Annotated in this window: 16 protein-coding genes and 5 tRNA genes; 5 read left to right on the top strand and 16 right to left on the bottom strand. The window is 29.5% G+C overall.

What is annotated here, in order from left to right; all coding sequences use genetic code 11:
• Positions 1 to 98: 98 nt before the first annotated feature.
• The 16 genes from L8U41_RS06945 to tig form a co-directional block, all read right to left on the bottom strand.
• On the bottom strand, positions 99 to 965 hold the full coding sequence (locus tag L8U41_RS06945; RefSeq protein WP_263728153.1) for a hypothetical protein: 867 nt from the start codon (positions 963 to 965) through the stop codon (positions 99 to 101).
• A gap of 101 nt (positions 966 to 1,066) precedes the next feature.
• A tRNA-Leu gene (locus tag L8U41_RS06940) sits at positions 1,067 to 1,151 on the bottom strand.
• A gap of 5 nt (positions 1,152 to 1,156) precedes the next feature.
• Positions 1,157 to 1,233, bottom strand: a tRNA-Arg gene (locus L8U41_RS06935).
• A 27-nt stretch (positions 1,234 to 1,260) separates the two neighbouring features.
• Positions 1,261 to 1,337: transfer RNA gene (locus tag L8U41_RS06930), tRNA-Arg, on the bottom strand.
• A 3-nt stretch (positions 1,338 to 1,340) separates the two neighbouring features.
• A tRNA-His gene (locus L8U41_RS06925) sits at positions 1,341 to 1,417 on the bottom strand.
• 12 nt (positions 1,418 to 1,429) lie between these two features.
• A tRNA-Pro gene (locus L8U41_RS06920) sits at positions 1,430 to 1,507 on the bottom strand.
• Positions 1,508 to 1,593: 86 nt separating this feature from the next.
• On the bottom strand, positions 1,594 to 2,316 hold the full coding sequence (locus L8U41_RS06915; protein WP_074692914.1) for a TerC family protein: 723 nt from the start codon (positions 2,314 to 2,316) through the stop codon (positions 1,594 to 1,596).
• Positions 2,317 to 2,359: 43 nt separating this feature from the next.
• Entirely contained in the window at positions 2,360 to 2,932 is a 573-nt protein-coding gene (gene purN, locus L8U41_RS06910; protein ID WP_263728152.1) for a phosphoribosylglycinamide formyltransferase, read from the bottom strand.
• A complete protein-coding gene (locus L8U41_RS06905) occupies positions 2,923 to 4,269 on the bottom strand; it encodes an NAD(P)H-hydrate dehydratase (RefSeq protein WP_263728151.1) in 1,347 nt (448 codons plus the stop codon). The genes purN and L8U41_RS06905 overlap by 10 nt, the downstream gene beginning before the upstream one ends.
• Positions 4,253 to 5,593 (bottom strand): DNA recombination protein RmuC, encoded by a 1,341-nt coding sequence (gene rmuC, locus L8U41_RS06900; RefSeq protein ID WP_263725295.1) that lies wholly within the window; start codon positions 5,591 to 5,593, stop codon positions 4,253 to 4,255. Before rmuC ends, L8U41_RS06905 begins: the two co-directional genes overlap by 17 nt.
• 2 nt (positions 5,594 to 5,595) lie before the next feature.
• A complete protein-coding gene (locus L8U41_RS06895; RefSeq protein ID WP_039619378.1) occupies positions 5,596 to 6,285 on the bottom strand; it encodes an NYN domain-containing protein in 690 nt (229 codons plus the stop codon).
• Positions 6,286 to 6,293: 8 nt separating this feature from the next.
• Complete coding sequence (locus tag L8U41_RS06890) at positions 6,294 to 7,802, bottom strand: YifB family Mg chelatase-like AAA ATPase (RefSeq protein ID WP_263728150.1); 1,509 nt, start codon at positions 7,800 to 7,802, stop codon at positions 6,294 to 6,296.
• Positions 7,799 to 8,323 carry a peptide deformylase gene (def, locus tag L8U41_RS06885; RefSeq protein ID WP_257904743.1) on the bottom strand — a complete coding sequence of 175 codons (525 nt, stop codon included), beginning with the start codon at positions 8,321 to 8,323 and terminating at the stop codon, positions 7,799 to 7,801. The genes L8U41_RS06890 and def overlap by 4 nt, the downstream gene beginning before the upstream one ends.
• Positions 8,320 to 9,360, bottom strand: a complete 1,041-nt coding sequence (locus tag L8U41_RS06880) for a GGDEF domain-containing protein (RefSeq protein ID WP_263664077.1) — start codon at positions 9,358 to 9,360, stop codon at positions 8,320 to 8,322. The genes def and L8U41_RS06880 overlap by 4 nt, the downstream gene beginning before the upstream one ends.
• A 14-nt stretch (positions 9,361 to 9,374) precedes the next feature.
• Entirely contained in the window at positions 9,375 to 9,965 is a 591-nt protein-coding gene (gene clpP, locus L8U41_RS06875) for an ATP-dependent Clp endopeptidase proteolytic subunit ClpP (protein ID WP_087699173.1), read from the bottom strand.
• Positions 9,965 to 11,284 (bottom strand): trigger factor, encoded by a 1,320-nt coding sequence (gene tig, locus L8U41_RS06870; RefSeq protein ID WP_039619387.1) that lies wholly within the window; start codon positions 11,282 to 11,284, stop codon positions 9,965 to 9,967. Before tig ends, clpP begins: the two co-directional genes overlap by 1 nt.
• Before the next feature lie 109 nt (positions 11,285 to 11,393).
• Between tig and folE the strand changes: the two genes are divergently transcribed.
• The 5 genes from folE to L8U41_RS06845 all read left to right on the top strand — a co-directional run bounded on the left by folE (position 11,394) and on the right by L8U41_RS06845 (position 15,274).
• Positions 11,394 to 11,966, top strand: a complete 573-nt coding sequence (gene folE, locus L8U41_RS06865; protein ID WP_012662169.1) for a GTP cyclohydrolase I FolE — start codon at positions 11,394 to 11,396, stop codon at positions 11,964 to 11,966.
• Positions 11,966 to 13,276 (top strand): flagellar protein export ATPase FliI, encoded by a 1,311-nt coding sequence (gene fliI, locus L8U41_RS06860; RefSeq protein ID WP_039668920.1) that lies wholly within the window; start codon positions 11,966 to 11,968, stop codon positions 13,274 to 13,276. Before folE ends, fliI begins: the two co-directional genes overlap by 1 nt.
• Positions 13,277 to 13,329: 53 nt before the next feature.
• Positions 13,330 to 13,818 (top strand): hypothetical protein, encoded by a 489-nt coding sequence (locus L8U41_RS06855; protein WP_263664075.1) that lies wholly within the window; start codon positions 13,330 to 13,332, stop codon positions 13,816 to 13,818.
• A 53-nt stretch (positions 13,819 to 13,871) separates the two neighbouring features.
• Entirely contained in the window at positions 13,872 to 14,051 is a 180-nt protein-coding gene (locus tag L8U41_RS06850) for a putative motility protein (RefSeq protein ID WP_039619394.1), read from the top strand.
• 77 nt (positions 14,052 to 14,128) lie between these two features.
• Positions 14,129 to 15,274, top strand: coding sequence for a hypothetical protein (locus tag L8U41_RS06845; protein WP_263683141.1), 1,146 nt, complete (start codon positions 14,129 to 14,131; stop codon positions 15,272 to 15,274).
• Positions 15,275 to 15,385: the final 111 nt, after the last annotated feature.

Here is a 15,385-nt window from a genome sequence, read left to right as displayed (position 1 = left end):
GTAAAAAACTCCAAAATTTTAGTAAGGCTTTTAATTTTCCATTAAACATATTTAACTATAAAGTTAAAACGCTTGTTTTGCCAAAATAATATATGATTTTAACCAAATAATTCCATAGCGTCTTTGTATGCACTGACCAACGAAGCTAAAGTAACAAAACCACCGATAATTAAAAAAATCATTTCGATTTTTTTTCTTTTATTCTCTTTTATTTTTTCCTTTTTATCTTCCTCTTGATTTTGTTCAATATGCAAAATATCAACAAGATTTTCTATCTGGATTTTAAGCTCTTGATGTTGTTCTAAAATATCGTAATATTGAAATATAATTTTCCATATTGCATGTTTTTGTTGGTAGTTATAGTGCACTGGATTGCTAAAAAAATACTTTAGATTAAAAACATAAAAATCTTTTTTAATATCAATAACATCATGATAATTTTCTTCATCTATAATACTTGAAGTTAAATTCAAATAATACTCCATTTTCTCACGATAAGCCAAAGAAAGCGCAAACATAGTCATTGTATCGTTAAATTTACTTTCACAATTATTAAATCTAGCCTGAAATAAAAAGCCTTTTTCTGAAAACACAACTTTAATATCTGGATTATCATAACAATTTGATTTATCTATTTTTAATGTAGAACTACCTCTTAATAGTTGCGATATTTTACCATCATTCATATTTTCATCGGTATATACAACTATATGATCTATCACACCTTTTTTAAATTGACAATACTCTTGACTTACCGAGACTCCATCTTTTATACATATAATACATATATCAAAAATTTTATATATTAATATTGTATCTTTGGCATACTTTTGGTCTTCTATATTGGTGTAAATTTCTAAATTTTGAGCCAAAAAGGTATGAAAAAAATCTTTTGTTCTTGTATCTTCTTTAAATTTATCCTTGCAAAAATTTTCGATAATTTTAACTTGATATGTATTTATCATGACATCTTCCTATTTTATAATATTATAAATTTAACTTATTGTTATAAATACGATTAAGATGAATTGTAAAACTTTAAATGCTTAAAAGAATTTTAAAATAGTGGTGCGGATGAAAGGACTTGAACCTTCACGCATTGCTGCACCAGATCCTAAGTCTGGCGTGTCTGCCAATTTCACCACATCCGCAAAAGTGGTACGCTCAAGAGGATTCGAACCTCTGACCTACGGCTTAGAAGGCCGTTGCTCTATCCAGCTGAGCTATGAGCGCATAAAAATAAAAGTAACAATAGGCTTATGGTGCGCCCGATAGGAATCGAACCCATAACCTACAGATCCGAAGTCTGTCGCTCTATCCAGTTGAGCTACGAGCGCTGATGGGGTGAGTGATGGGAATCGAACCCACGACCCTCAGGACCACAATCTGATGCTCTAACCGACTGAGCTACACTCACCATTTATAAAAATGGTCGGGGTGAAAGGATTCGAACCTTCGGCCCCTTGGTCCCAAACCAAGTGCGCTAACCAGACTGCGCTACACCCCGATGTACAAAAATAAAGCGTTATTCTACATAAAAAAATATTAAAAGTCAAGATAAAAAAATATTTAGCATAAAAAATGCTAAATATTTTAAGAATTATTTGTTTGTTTTTTTTGCGAAATGATGTTTAAAATTTCTACTATCAAAGAAAAAGCCATAGCTGTATAAATATATGCTTTATCTATATGGATATCAAAACTTTCACATACTAAAACAAAGCCTATCATTACTAAAAATGCCAAAGCTAAGATTTTAATACTTGGATATTTTTCCACAAAATCTGCAATTGGTTTAGAAGCAAAAAGCATAACTAAAACTGCAACAATAACAGCAATAATCATAATCTCTATATCTTGAGCAATGCCCACAGCAGTAATAACACTATCAAGAGAAAATACTATGTCTATCACGGCTATTTCAGCTACTACAACCCAAAGTTTATTGCTAATTTTTATATTGCTTTGACTTTCCTCTTGGTGCATTATACTTTCTTTAATTTCCTTAATAGACTTAACTATTAAAAACAAACCTCCAAGCAAAAGCACCAAATCTCTACCCGAAATTTCATTACCCAACACACTAAATAAAGGTGTGACAAGTTTCATTACCCAAAACAAAGACAATAACAATAAAATTCTAGTAATCATCGCAAAAGCAAGACCTAAAATTCTACCTTTATCTCTATGTTCTGGTGGTAATTTAGAAACTAAAATCGCTAGAAAAATGATATTATCAATCCCTAGTACAATCTCCAAAGCTGTAAGAGTAAGTAATACCACCCAAGCATCTACACTAAAAATCCATTCAAACATTTACTTTCCTTAAACAAAAAAGCGTAATTATAATGATGAAAAATTAATCATTTTCAAAAATTTTTACAATGGTTTCAGGTAAAAGTATATGTTCGAGCTGGTGAATTTTATCTTCAAACTCTTCAAAGCTTAGTTTGGCTTTTTCAAATGCCTTTTGCGCAATGATTTTACCACCATCAAGCTCTTCATTAACCCAATGCACGCTAATGCCTGCTACTTTCATATCACTTTCATAGCTTTCTTTGATAGCATGAGCACCTTTAAATAAAGGAAGCAAAGAAGGATGAAGATTAATAGCTTTTATATTTTGAGTGAAAACAGGACTTAAAATTCGCATAAATCCTGCTAGGATAGTCAAATCTACTTGACTTTCTTTTATAATTTTTACTAATTCTGCATCAAATTCTTCTCTTGAAGTAAATTTTTCATGTTCTATGATTTTAGTATCAAGACCATATTTTAAAGCTCTTTGTATGCCATAAGCTTCTTTTTTATTGCATACACACAAAACCACTTCAAAGGTATTTTTGCCAAAAGTTTTTTTATGTAATTTTTTTAAAATATTTTCCAAATTACTTCCATTACCACTAAATAAAACTGCTAATTTTATAAGCATTTTAACCCCTTTATTAATTTTAAAGCATCAAAACTAATTTTATTTTTCTTATAATTTTTAGCTACTAAAGCATGAGCTAATACTGCATTTTTAGCAGCTTCTAAAGCATTAAATTTAGCTCCAAGTAAAGCTGCTATCATGCCACTTAGCACATCCCCGCTTCCACCTTTTGCCAAAGCTTCATTGCCACAATTTACTACAAAAAGTTTTTCTTTTTGAACGATGATAGGATTAGCCCCTTTTAACACCAAAGCACATTGGAATTTAGAACTAAATTTTCTTGCATAAAAAAAGCGTTTGTTTTGAATTTCTTCTACACTTACATCCTCATTAAAACAAAGTTTTAAAAGCATAGAAAACTCTTTAGGATGAGGAGTTAAAACAACATCTTCTCTATCAAGATATGAAAACAAATTTTCACTTTGGAAGCAATTTGCATCTAAGACTAAAGGAATATTTTTTAATCTTTCATCTTTTAAAATACTTAAATCATCAAGTCCCATACCTATAGCAGCTGCATTTATTTTGCCTTCAATATCATCTTTTAGCATAATCAAAGGCGAAAAGCTTTCTTTGGCCACTAAAGATACAAGCCCCGCTCCAAACTCTAAAGCACCAAGTCCAGCTAGAGTACCCGCGCTTTTATTGGCAAAAATATAAACATGGCCAAAATCACCTTTATTTGAGTTAGCCTTTTTTGTAACGAGTTTTAAATCTTTTTTTTCTAGTAAAAAGCTTGAAGTATTTTGCATATAAGGTTTTAAACCCAAATTCGCAATTTTAATTTTACCTACAAATTCTTTTGCAAAATCTTCTAATAAAATTTCTTTAATTACCCCCATGCAAAGAGTATAATCAGCCTTAAAATATAGCTCTTGTCCAAGCCCGCTAGGAATATCACAAGCTATTTTTAAAGCCTTACTTTTAGCAATTTTTTTAAAAATTCTTTGCAAATTTTCATCTAAAGCTTTATTTAAACCACTTCCAAAAACACAATCAACTATAATGTCAAAATCTTTAAATTTAGGTTCTTTTTTTAAGAAATTAAAACCTATATTTTTTAAAATTTGCTCTTGCTTGGTAAACACTGTACTTTTTTTATATGGTACAGTATAAGCAAAAGCTTTTTTTAAGTGTCTAATGGCCACAAGTCCATCAGCTCCATTTCCACCAGTACCAAGCAAAAATAAAATTTTAGCATTTTTTATGTTTTGACTTTTTTTCTTAATCAAATTTGCAAGCTCTATGCCTGCATTTTCCATCATTAAAAACTCATCCAAACCTTTTTCAACAAGCTCTTTTTCATAAGAAATATTATCTTTAAATACTACTTTCATCGCTCATCTCACATTTTATAAGCTTTTGGGTTTTAGCGCCTAGCTCTTTAAGCTTTATCACTCTTGAAGCAATATTTCCACTTCCATGAGTAAGCTTTGTTTGCATATTATCTACATTTGTGTTTAGTCTTTTGATGTTTTCTTTGATTTTTTCAAAATCATCTAAAACACCTGCAAATTTATCATGAAATTTGCCAAGCTCATCAAAAGCTTTTAGGATATTTTCATTACTTTGTATATTTTTCCATGAAATATTTATCGTATTTAGTGCCATAAAAAGAGTGTTTGGTGTGGTTAAATAAACCTTTTTTTTGTAAGCGTATTGATAAATTTCAAGATCTACATTTAAAATCAAATCTAAGATATTTTGATAAGGTATAAAAAGCAAAACAAACTCATAAGTGTGTTTATCATACTGCATATAAGGCTTTTTGGCTAACTCATCAATTCTTGATTTTAGATTATAAGCTAGATCAAGGCAGGTATTTTGACTAATATCTTCAAAAGCAAAATCACTTGGTAAAGAAAATTTTGCATCTATGATTATACTTTTTTGTTTATCTAAAAATACTACCGCATCAGGAATATAGGTTTTACCCTCATCTTGAAATCTCTCTTGCAATTTATACTGCACGCCCTCTACCAAACCACTATTTTCTAAAACTGATTTTAGTTGCAATTCTGCAAAATTACCACGAATTTTTTTATCGCCCTTTAAAATTTTAGCTAACTTATCTGCATTTTCTGTCATATTTTGGCTAAATTTAAACATATTATCAATATGAGTTTTAAGACTAACTTCATTTGAATTTAGTCTTTCATTGTATTCTTTAACGCTTTTTTTCACAGGCAAGAAAATTTCTTCTAAGATTTTTTTTGTATCCTCATTAAGCATAAGTTTGTTTTGGTTTAAAATACTAGCATTTTGTTTTTGTAAATTTTGTTCTAATTCTTGTTTTAATTCTACTAAGCTTTGCTTGTATTTTTCTTCTAGTTTTATTAAAGTTTGGGTATATTCTTCTTTTAAATTCGCACGCTCTTTTAAATGTATATTTAAAAGTTCTTGCTGGGTTTGTTCTTTTTGAGCTAATTTTGCTTCTAAAGCCTCATTTTTAGACAAATATAATATTTTTTCATCTAAAAGTTTGGAATTTTTTTCTATGAGTGTAGTTTTTTCAAACTCTAAATTAGCAAGTTGATTTTGCAAAGCTATATTGTTTTGGTTTAAAAACTCTAATTTTGCTTTTTCTTTTTGACTTTTAAACACGTACCATATAAAAGCCAAAATTACAACAACTAAAAAGGCTATCAAGATATTTTCCATTTTTAAGCCTTTGTTTTTTCAATAAGAAAATAAATATTTTTTTCATTACCTTCTTTAAATTGTTTCATTTGTGGTAAAAACTCTTTTACTAAAGCTCTAAAATTTTTAAAACCAAAATTTTGAGGGATAAAATTTGCGTGTTTTCTATTCATATTGGTGCGAATTTGAGCATATTCAGCACGGCCTTTTTCTTCTATTAAAGCTTCTGTGATATTGATTAAATCTTTGATATATTCTTTAGTGCTTAATATTTTTTCTTTAGATTCATCTTGATCTAAATAAAAAAATTCACTAAAAGAATTCACATAAGATTTTACAGCTTGTTTTAAACCCATACCTATAACTTGCTTTTTGCCTTCTTTAAGTCTTTGGATTAAACTAGTATAATCGCTATCGCTTGAAACAATGACAAAAATATCAATATCTTTTTCATAAAAAAAACTCATAATCTCAGTGATTAAGTACATATCACTTGAGTTTTTATTAGCTATAAAATTAAATTGTTGCATAGCGATGATAGAATATTGTGCGATTTGTTCTTTCCAATTTTGTATATTTTTTTGTGTCCAATCTCCATAAATTCGTTTTATAACAATTTCTCCATAATCAGAAGCGATATCAAAAATAGATTTTGCATATTTTGAAGGAATATTTTCTGCATCAATAAAGATCGCCACACTTTTGTTATCCATTTTTTCTCCTATGTAGTTCTCATTCTAAAACTTAATGCTTTTAAAATATGAGTTTTTAAGATCAACTCACTTTGCTCTAAATCTGCAATGGTTCTTGCTACTTTTATGGTTTTATTTACCCCTCTTTGAGAGAGATTATATGAATTTATAGCCTTTTGCAAAATTTCATTCGCAGTAGAATCTAAAATACAAAATTGCTTCAACTGTTCATCATTTAATTTGGCATTAAATTCTTCTTGTTTTCTTTGCTTTTGAAATAAAAATCCTTTAAAAACCATTTCACTCATCTGTTCAGAGCTTAAACTTGTTTTATCTTCATGCGAAATTTCATCCATAGCTACATAAAGATCGATCCTATCTAAAATAGGAGATGAAATTTTATTTTTGTATTTTTTAATTTCTATCTCTTGGCAACGACATGCAAGACTTTTAGAAAATAAATTTCCACAAGGACAAGGATTTTGCGCACAAGCAAATAAAAATTTAGTTTCATAAATCACTTTGGTATTAACTCTTGAAATAAGAATTTTAAAATCCTCTAGTGGCTCTCTTAAACTTTCTATGATTTGTTTTGAAAAATGAGGAAACTCATCAAAAAACAAAACCCCTCCATTTGCAAGTGCTATTTCTCCTATCTTGGCATTTTTGGTTCCTCCACCAAAAATACTAGCCCTAGTACTTGTATGATGAGGACTTCTAAAAACCCTACTAGCACTAAAATCATCGTCTAAAGAATTTAATGACTTATAGGCATTTTGAGCTAAAATTTCTTTCAAACTTTGTGGTGGCATGATGAAAGGAAGTCTTTTAGCACACATACTTTTACCACTACCTGGACTACCTTCAAATAAAATATTATGCATACCCAAAGCTGCTATTATACAAGCAAATTTAGCATTTTCTTGACCCTTAACTTCTTTAAAATCACAAGGGTAAATAGAATTTTTTATATATTTTTGATTATTAATTTCTATGGCATTTTCAAATAAAGGATGGGCATTATTTATGTGATAATTCTCATAATTTTTTTCTTTAAAAAAATCCATAGCTTGAGCTAAATTTTCCAAAGCATAGATTGTTAAGTTAGGTATCATCGAAGCTTTTTGTGCTATAGCTTTTGGTACTACCACTTTGACATTTTGTACTTTTGCACTTAAAAAAAGTAAGATAGAAAATAAACTAGCAGTGCTTTTTATACTTCCATCTAAACCAAGTTCTCCAAAAACAAAAAAGTCATCTAAATTTTCTTTTTGAAATAAAATCAAAATCGCAATAGCCAAATCAAAATGAGAGCCATTTTTAGGGATATCTGAAGGACTTAAGTTAATAGTGATTTTTTGAGCTGGGAAATTGAAATTTTGACTTAATAAAGTTGCCTTAACTCTTTCTGTGCTTTCTTTGATGGTAGAATTTGCAAGACCCACTATACTAAAACCTGGCAAACCTCTTGTGAAAGTTGATTCTACATCGATAATATCAAGCTCTGTAGAAAAACTTGCACATTTTAGTTTTTTCATTTGGTCTTTTTGGATTTTTTCTTAAAGTCTTTATCAAATTTTTGACGTTTTAAAAAAGAAAGTTTTTCTATAAATAAATGCCCATCAAGATGATCAACTTCATGTTGAATAGCCACTGCTAAAAAATCATGTGCTTGCAAACTTTGTGGCTTGCCAAATCTATCTTGATAATCAAGTTGTATATTTTTATAACGCATCACATCTTCATAAAAACCTGGTATGCTTAAACAACCCTCGTTACAAGAAATTTTTTCATCATCTAAAGGTGTTATAATAGGATTAATAATTTCTAAAAGAGTTTGTTTATCTTCTTTTTGCTCACCTTCTTCATCACCAATATCTACAAGCAAAGCTCTAATTGGCACATCAACTTGAATAGCAGCCAAACCTACACCCTTATTAGCTATCATTGTTTCATACATATCATCTAAAAGTATATGTAAATCTTTATCAAAATTTTCTACTTTTTTTGACTCTAAAAATAATCTTGGATTAGGATAGGTAATTATCTTTCTTATCATTTTTCTTTTTCCACTATTATAAAGGGTTCTAAATTTTTTCCTGAATCTTTTAAAGCTTCAATACATTTTTCTATTAATTCTTCACCCTTGCTATCTTGATTAACAGCACTTATAGCCACTTCAACATCTACATCTATTTCTTTATCTGCTAGGAAAAAATTTGAATTTTCTAAAGATTCTAAAATTTTATTACATATTTCTTGTGCTTTTTCTAAATTTGTATGAGAAATCATCATAGCAAAAATATTGTTTCCACAGTGGGCTACTATATCGCTTGAAGAGACATTTTTACTAAAAATTCTACACACACCTTTTAAAAAAGCATTTTTTTCTTTTTGAGTATAAGTTTGCTCAAGAATTTCTTCTTTTACTCTAAAAAATATTAAGGAAGTATGATAATTATATTTTGCATTACTTTCAATGCTTTTTTCTAAATTTTCTAAAAAATATTTTTTATTATAAACTCCAAATTTAGAGTCAAAATCACTTTGCTCTTCTATATGTTTATAAGTTTGTCTAACCTCATCAAAACTTTCTTTAATCTCATCTGAATATTTATCTAAAATACTAGAAAATCTTGAAAGATCTGCTTCAAGAGCGTGAATTACATTAGAAACAGCTAAATTTCCTGTACTAATAGCAAGTTCTGAATTACGTCTTCTTAACATATCTTTAACTGTTTCAAGATGTCTATAAATCATAGCAATGTATTGCAATAATGCCGAAGTAGAACTAAAACTTTTTTTGATTTCTTGTTCTATATTTGCACGTTTGATACCATCATCGTTTTGCTCAAATTCCATAATCTCGCTAACTTTTTTCTTAAAAGCTACCGGACGTTCTTCAAGCATTTTTTGAAAATAAACTCCATAATTAGTTGGTGTTGGAGGTACATTATCTTTTACAAGCTCAGTCAAAATAGACTTTGCAAATTTTTCAAATTCACCTCCACTAATTTTTTGAATTTTTGGAGCTTCTTTGGCTGGAGTTGGATCGCTACTTAAATTTAAATCAGCAAATAAATCATCATCTAACATTGCTATGCTTTTCCTTATTTAAAACTTTTTTCCAAAACCTTATCGATTAAGCCATATTCCTTAGCTTCTACAGCACTCATAAAAAAGTCTCTATCAGTGTCTTTTTCTATTTTAGAGAGTTTTTGTTTGGTGTTTTTAGCCAAAATATCATTTAAAATCGCTTTTAATCTTAGAATTTCTTTTGCTTGAATTTCTATATCAGTTGCTTGCCCTCTTGCTCCACCTAATGGTTGATGGATCATAATTCTTGAATTTGGCAGAGCAAATCTTTTCCCTGGAGCACCACAACTAAGCAAAAATGCACCCATTGAAGCAGCTTGACCAATACAAATAGTACTTACATCAGCTTTAATATAATTCATCGTATCATAAATACTAAATCCACTGGTTACAACCCCACCTGGTGAGTTAATATAAAGATAAATATCTTTTTGAGGATCTTCAGCCTCTAAAAACAAAAGCTGAGCTACAATAGAAGCAGCAAGATCATCATTGATCTCGCCACTTAGCATGATAATTCTATCTTTTAAAAGTCTTGAATAAATATCATAACTTCTTTCGCCCCTGCTTGTTTTTTCAACCACATAAGGTATGTATGAGCTCATTATTTTTCACTTTCTTTTTCAGTTTTCTTTTTGTCATTTTTTTTGAAAATATCAGCAAAAAGTTTTTCTTCGATTAAAGACATTTTAATAGCAGGCAATGCACCTTGTTTTTTGTAATTATCTAAATGTTCTTGCGGGTTAAAACCATATCTATAAGCTTCAAAATAAATCGCTTGGATTAATTCTTGATCGCTTACTGTAACATTTCTAAGTTTTGCTAGCTCGTCTATAATGAAAGTTAATTTTACGCTTTTTTGTGCATCTTCTTTAAAACTTTCTCTTTTTTCTTTATATTTAGCCTCATCTTTAAATTCTTTTAATTCTTCTTCGCTTAAAGTTCTCAAAGAGCTTCTAAATTGCATATCTGTTTCTTGCTCTACTATATTTCTTGGTAAAACAAAGTCAAACTTAGCTACCAAAGCTTCTGCAAATTGATTTTTAAGCTCATCGTTGATAAGTTTAAAGATTTTTTCATTTTTTAGTTGTTCTTTTAATTTTGCATCTAATTTTTCAACACTTGGTTCTTTTTCTTCAGGTAACAAGCTTTTTAAAAGCTCTTCATTTAACTCAGGTAATTTAAGTTCTTGAATTTCGTGAATTTTTACTTTAAATACCGCATCTTTTCCTGCTAAATGCGCTGCGCCATATTCTTTTGGAAAAGTTACATTAATATCTTTTTCCTCACCTGCTTTTAAACCAATCATACCTTCTTCAAATCCTGGTATGAATTGTTTTGAACCAATTTCTAAAACATAATTTTGAGCTTTTCCACCATCAAATGCTTTACCATCAACAAAACCTTCAAAATCAAATTTAGCAAAATCGCCTTCTTTTAAAGCTCTTGCTTCTTTAATCGCTTCAGGAGTAGCAAATCTTTTTAATAATTCTTCTTTTTTTGCATCAATTTCTTTTTGAGTTACTTTTGGTGTATTATAAGTTGGAATTAGTTCTTCATATCCATCTAATTTTACTTCTGGTCTAAAAGATAATACCATTTGAGCCTCAATAGCGCCATCTTTTCTATCAAATTTTTCAAAATATGGCTCACCTACTAAATCTTTAGCCTCTTTTTTAACTTCTTTTAAAGCACCATCTACAGCATTTCTTAAAAGATCTTGCTCCGCATCTCTTGTAAGCTCTTTTTCATATCTTTTAAGTATAGCAGCAACAGGAACTTTTCCTGCTCTAAAACCATCCATTTTCATAGTTTTAGATGCTTTTTTAGCTAATTTTTCAACTTCTGCTTTAATAGCTCCTTGAGCAATTTTCACAGTAGCATTTGCATTTGCAAAATCAATTAGTTTTGCTGTAACTTCCATAATATTTTCCCTTTTTAAATAAAATTTTTTGATAATATACCAAAATTTTCCTTATCACTTTATATAAAAATAAAAATATGTTAAAATTTTAATTTTTGATGGAGAAAAAATGCAAGAAAAATTTGAACAATCAGTAAAAAATATGTTAGAGATTATTGGGGAAAATCCACAAAGAGAAGGACTTTTAAAAACTCCTACTAGAGTTTTTAAGGCTTTTGAATTTTTAAATAGCGGTTATAAACAAGATCCAAAACAAATACTAAATGATGCCTTATTTGAAAGCTCAAACAATGAAATGGTTTTAGTAAGAGATATAGAATTTTATAGTCTTTGTGAACATCATCTTTTGCCTTTTTTTGGGCGCGTGCATGTTGCGTATATACCAGATAAAAAAGTCGTAGGACTTAGTAAAATTCCACGCCTTGTAGAAGTTTTTGCAAGACGCTTACAAATTCAAGAACAACTCACAGAGCAAATCGCAGAAGCACTAATGGAACATGTAGGTGCAAAAGGCGTTGGGGTGGTTATTGAAGCAAGACATATGTGTGTTGAAATGCGTGGGGTACAAAAGGCAAATTCTACTACTAGCACTTCAGCATTAAGAGGTAGTTTTTTAAAAAGTGAAAAAACAAGAAAAGAATTTTTTACCTTAATTAACTCAGCAAAACAGGTTAGGTTTTAATGGGTTTAGAAAAACTTCGTAGCAAAATTGCTTCACAAAATCTTGCTAGTGTTTTTGGACAAATTACTAAAATTTCAAGTACTAGTATAGAAATAAATGGTTTAAAAACTAGCATAGGTGATATTATTAAAATAGTTTCTAGTGAAGATGAGAGCAAAGAAGCTATGGCTATGGTGGTAGAAGTAGATGAGAATTTAAGCTATTTGAGTCCTTTTGGTTTTGTGGAAGGTTTTAAAATAGGCGATCGTGCTTTTATTAATGATGCGGGTATGCAAATAGGTGTTAGTGATGAACTTTTAGGAAGAGTAGTTGATCCTTTTATGCGACCAAAAGATGGTAAAGGACCTATTGAGGCAAGTAAATTTATGCCTATTATGCGTGCACCTATTGATGCAATGAAACGAGGTTTGATAGAGGAAGTCTTTCCAGTAGGAGTTAAAACAATAGATGCGCTTTTAACTTGTGGGGTAGGACAAAAGCTTGGGATTTTTGCAGGAAGTGGGGTTGGTAAATCAACCCTTATGGGCATGATAGTAAAAAATTCCAAAGCTCCGATTAAAGTCATAGCTTTAATCGGTGAGCGCGGTAGAGAAATTCCTGAATTTATACAAAAAAATCTTGGTGGTAAACTTGATGATACTGTCATCATCGTTGCAACAAGTGATGATAGTGCGCTGATGAGAAAATACGGAGCATTTTGCGCTATGAGTGTGGCAGAGTATTTTAAAGAACAAGGCAAAGATGTGTTATTTATCATGGATAGTGTAACGCGTTTTGCTATGGCTCAAAGAGAAATAGGCCTAGCTCTAGGTGAACCACCTACGACAAAAGGCTATCCGCCAAGCGTTTTAAGTCTTTTACCTCAGCTTATGGAGCGCGCAGGAAAAGAAGAAGGTAAAGGCACTATAACAGCATTTTTTACCGTGTTGGTTGATGGAGATGATATGAGTGATCCAATAGCTGATCAAAGCAGATCAATACTTGATGGGCATATAGTGCTTAGTCGCGAACTTACTGACTTTGGAATTTATCCACCTATAAATATACAAAATTCAGCCTCAAGGGTTATGGGTGATATTATTAGTGATGAACACAAACTAGCTGCTAGAAAATTTAAACGTTTAAATTCTTTGCTTAAAGAAAATGAGGTTTTACTTAGAATTGGTGCTTATCAAAAAGGCACTGATAAAGAACTTGATCAGGCTATCGCTAAAAAAGACTTTATGCAACAATTTCTTAGTCAAAATCCTGAAGAAAGTTTTGAATTTGAAGATACTATCAATATGCTAAAAATGATTGATACACAATAATTGGAATGATTTTTGCTTTTTCATGATAAAAAGTCATGAAAAAAGGATGGATCATGTCAAATATAGCTTTTTTAGATCATCAACAAAGCTTGGGTTTAAAATACACCGATATTTGTCAAAATATCTTTGAAAGAGAAATTTTTACACATATGTTTTTAGAGTGTATAAGCTATCTTTTATTAGAAAATAAAGCTAAATTAAAATACTTAAAAATTATTAATTCAAAAGAAGAATTTATCGTTGAATTTAAAATCAACAATCAAAAAAAATCATTTATTATCAATGATAAAAAAATACTAAATGCAGAATTTAGTGCAAAAAGAATAACTCAAGATGAGTATGAAAGAGAAATCGCTAGAATTTATCAAATAGAAAGATATTTAAAAACACAAAGCAATCTTCAAAATTTTTCTAGCGAAATTAACACTACCATGAAAAATCTTTTTAAAGATATGGATGAGTTTAAAAACTATATCGATATGCTTGAAGCAAAAGAAAACACTCACAATCACTACTTATCAAAAATTTATAATATAGCTTAATATTAACCAAACTTTGCCGATAATACTACTAATCCAAACAAAAGGAGTATGTTATGGGCGAAGTTACTAACAACCAAGCAAGTTTAATGCTTAACATTGCAACTACTATGATGAAAAAAACCATAGAAGCCAATGAAAATGCAGTAATGCAAGTACTTGAAGGCGTAAATGCAAACCCTGCTCCAACTACTACTCCTAGCACTAGTTCAGGATTGCTTGACATTTACGCTTAATTTTTCTCTTCGATTCAAAAATTTTGGCATAGCTTTTGCTTTTTTAAGGCTAAGCAATATTTTTGAAGAGAAGAGTTATGTTTGTAAATTCTAATGTCAATCCGTATCAGAATTTTGCAAATTATCCTTTTGCAAAGACTGGACACGCGGAAGAAAAAAAAGAAAATACCAATATTAAAAGTGATTTACTTGATATAAAAGGTTCTAATTTAGATTATGAAGTAAGCTATGCAAGCGAGTTTGGTTTTAGAATCAATGAGCAAGGTTTTTTTGAAAAAGATCTTAATAAAACGGCTGCTTTGCCTCTTGATTATGATATTAATATAAAAAGCATAAGAGAAATTTCAAAACAACTTATAAAGCTTGATGAAAATTTAAACTATAACAAAATAGACTTACCAAGACTTTTAAACACTTATCATAATACACTAAAAACCATCAATCATGAATTTCAAAAAAATGATAATAGTTTTTTAAGTAAAGCACAAATTTCAGAATTAAATCAAGGTTATAGCTATACTTATGAAGGAAAAATTTTAAAAGTTTATGAAAATGCCAAAAGTTTACAAAATGCAAAAGAAGCAAATAAAAATCTAAATACCTTAATGCTTGATAACAAAATAGGAGACTTTGCATTCAATGCGAGCATTGAAAACACGGCTAGTAATCCTATCATAAGACCTTATCTAAACCGACAAGGCGAAGTTTCTAAAAGTGGATTATTGCTTAATTATATTTATCATGATTTAAAAGAACAAAATAATCAAAAGGCTAATTTCTTTTTAACTCCTATTGAGTTAGATATGTCTTCTAATGTAAATTTTCAAAAACTCATGAGAGGTCAAATGAGTATGCAAGATTATCTAAGTGAAAGCAATAAAGAAAAAATGAGTTTTGATTTATATTTATATATCAATGGAGTAGATAAAAACAACACCACAGAAGATAAACTTTCAGTTTTCTTTCAACAATACATCAACTATCAACACAGTATCAACATGCAAGAATTTGCTAATTCAAGTTCTATTTATAGTCTTTATAGTGAGCAAATTAGCAAAGATTTTGAAGCTTTAAAAAAAGAGTTTAATCAAAATGATTCTAATATCGATCTTGAAAAAATTAATACTCAAAAAGAACTTTTAGATACCCAATTTTTAGAAAATCGCAAAAGACAAGCAAGCATTAATAAAATTTTACACTCATATTTAAATGCAATGGCTTAACTTGTGCTAAAATAATAAAAAATTTTACACAAGTTAAATCCATTTAGTTTAATGTTAAATTTAACATTTTAGTGTATATTAACAAAAAAGATAAAAATTATCCTAATTAAA

The organism is Campylobacter sp. RKI_CA19_01116 (assembly GCF_025771405.1).
Taxonomy (GTDB): domain Bacteria; phylum Campylobacterota; class Campylobacteria; order Campylobacterales; family Campylobacteraceae; genus Campylobacter_D.
This window is presented reverse-complemented; position numbering and strand designations above follow the sequence as displayed.

What these genes read in the sequence shown, in the direction of transcription:
- L8U41_RS06895 (WP_039619378.1), bottom strand. Translation starts at nt 6,285, where the DNA reads ATGGATAACAAAAGTGTGGCGATCTTTATTGATGCAGAAAATATTCCT.
- L8U41_RS06915 (WP_074692914.1), bottom strand. Translation starts at nt 2,316, where the DNA reads ATGTTTGAATGGATTTTTAGTGTAGATGCTTGGGTGGTATTACTTACT.
- L8U41_RS06850 (WP_039619394.1), top strand. Translation starts at nt 13,872, where the DNA reads ATGGGCGAAGTTACTAACAACCAAGCAAGTTTAATGCTTAACATTGCA.
- L8U41_RS06845 (WP_263683141.1), top strand. Translation starts at nt 14,129, where the DNA reads ATGTTTGTAAATTCTAATGTCAATCCGTATCAGAATTTTGCAAATTAT.
- L8U41_RS06890 (WP_263728150.1), bottom strand. Translation starts at nt 7,802, where the DNA reads ATGAAAAAACTAAAATGTGCAAGTTTTTCTACAGAGCTTGATATTATC.
- purN (WP_263728152.1), bottom strand. Translation starts at nt 2,932, where the DNA reads ATGCTTATAAAATTAGCAGTTTTATTTAGTGGTAATGGAAGTAATTTG.
- L8U41_RS06945 (WP_263728153.1), bottom strand. Translation starts at nt 965, where the DNA reads ATGATAAATACATATCAAGTTAAAATTATCGAAAATTTTTGCAAGGAT.
- folE (WP_012662169.1), top strand. Translation starts at nt 11,394, where the DNA reads ATGCAAGAAAAATTTGAACAATCAGTAAAAAATATGTTAGAGATTATT.
- L8U41_RS06905 (WP_263728151.1), bottom strand. Translation starts at nt 4,269, where the DNA reads ATGAAAGTAGTATTTAAAGATAATATTTCTTATGAAAAAGAGCTTGTT.
- clpP (WP_087699173.1), bottom strand. Translation starts at nt 9,965, where the DNA reads ATGAGCTCATACATACCTTATGTGGTTGAAAAAACAAGCAGGGGCGAA.
- def (WP_257904743.1), bottom strand. Translation starts at nt 8,323, where the DNA reads ATGATAAGAAAGATAATTACCTATCCTAATCCAAGATTATTTTTAGAG.
- rmuC (WP_263725295.1), bottom strand. Translation starts at nt 5,593, where the DNA reads ATGGAAAATATCTTGATAGCCTTTTTAGTTGTTGTAATTTTGGCTTTT.
- fliI (WP_039668920.1), top strand. Translation starts at nt 11,966, where the DNA reads ATGGGTTTAGAAAAACTTCGTAGCAAAATTGCTTCACAAAATCTTGCT.
- tig (WP_039619387.1), bottom strand. Translation starts at nt 11,284, where the DNA reads ATGGAAGTTACAGCAAAACTAATTGATTTTGCAAATGCAAATGCTACT.
- L8U41_RS06855 (WP_263664075.1), top strand. Translation starts at nt 13,330, where the DNA reads ATGTCAAATATAGCTTTTTTAGATCATCAACAAAGCTTGGGTTTAAAA.
- L8U41_RS06880 (WP_263664077.1), bottom strand. Translation starts at nt 9,360, where the DNA reads ATGTTAGATGATGATTTATTTGCTGATTTAAATTTAAGTAGCGATCCA.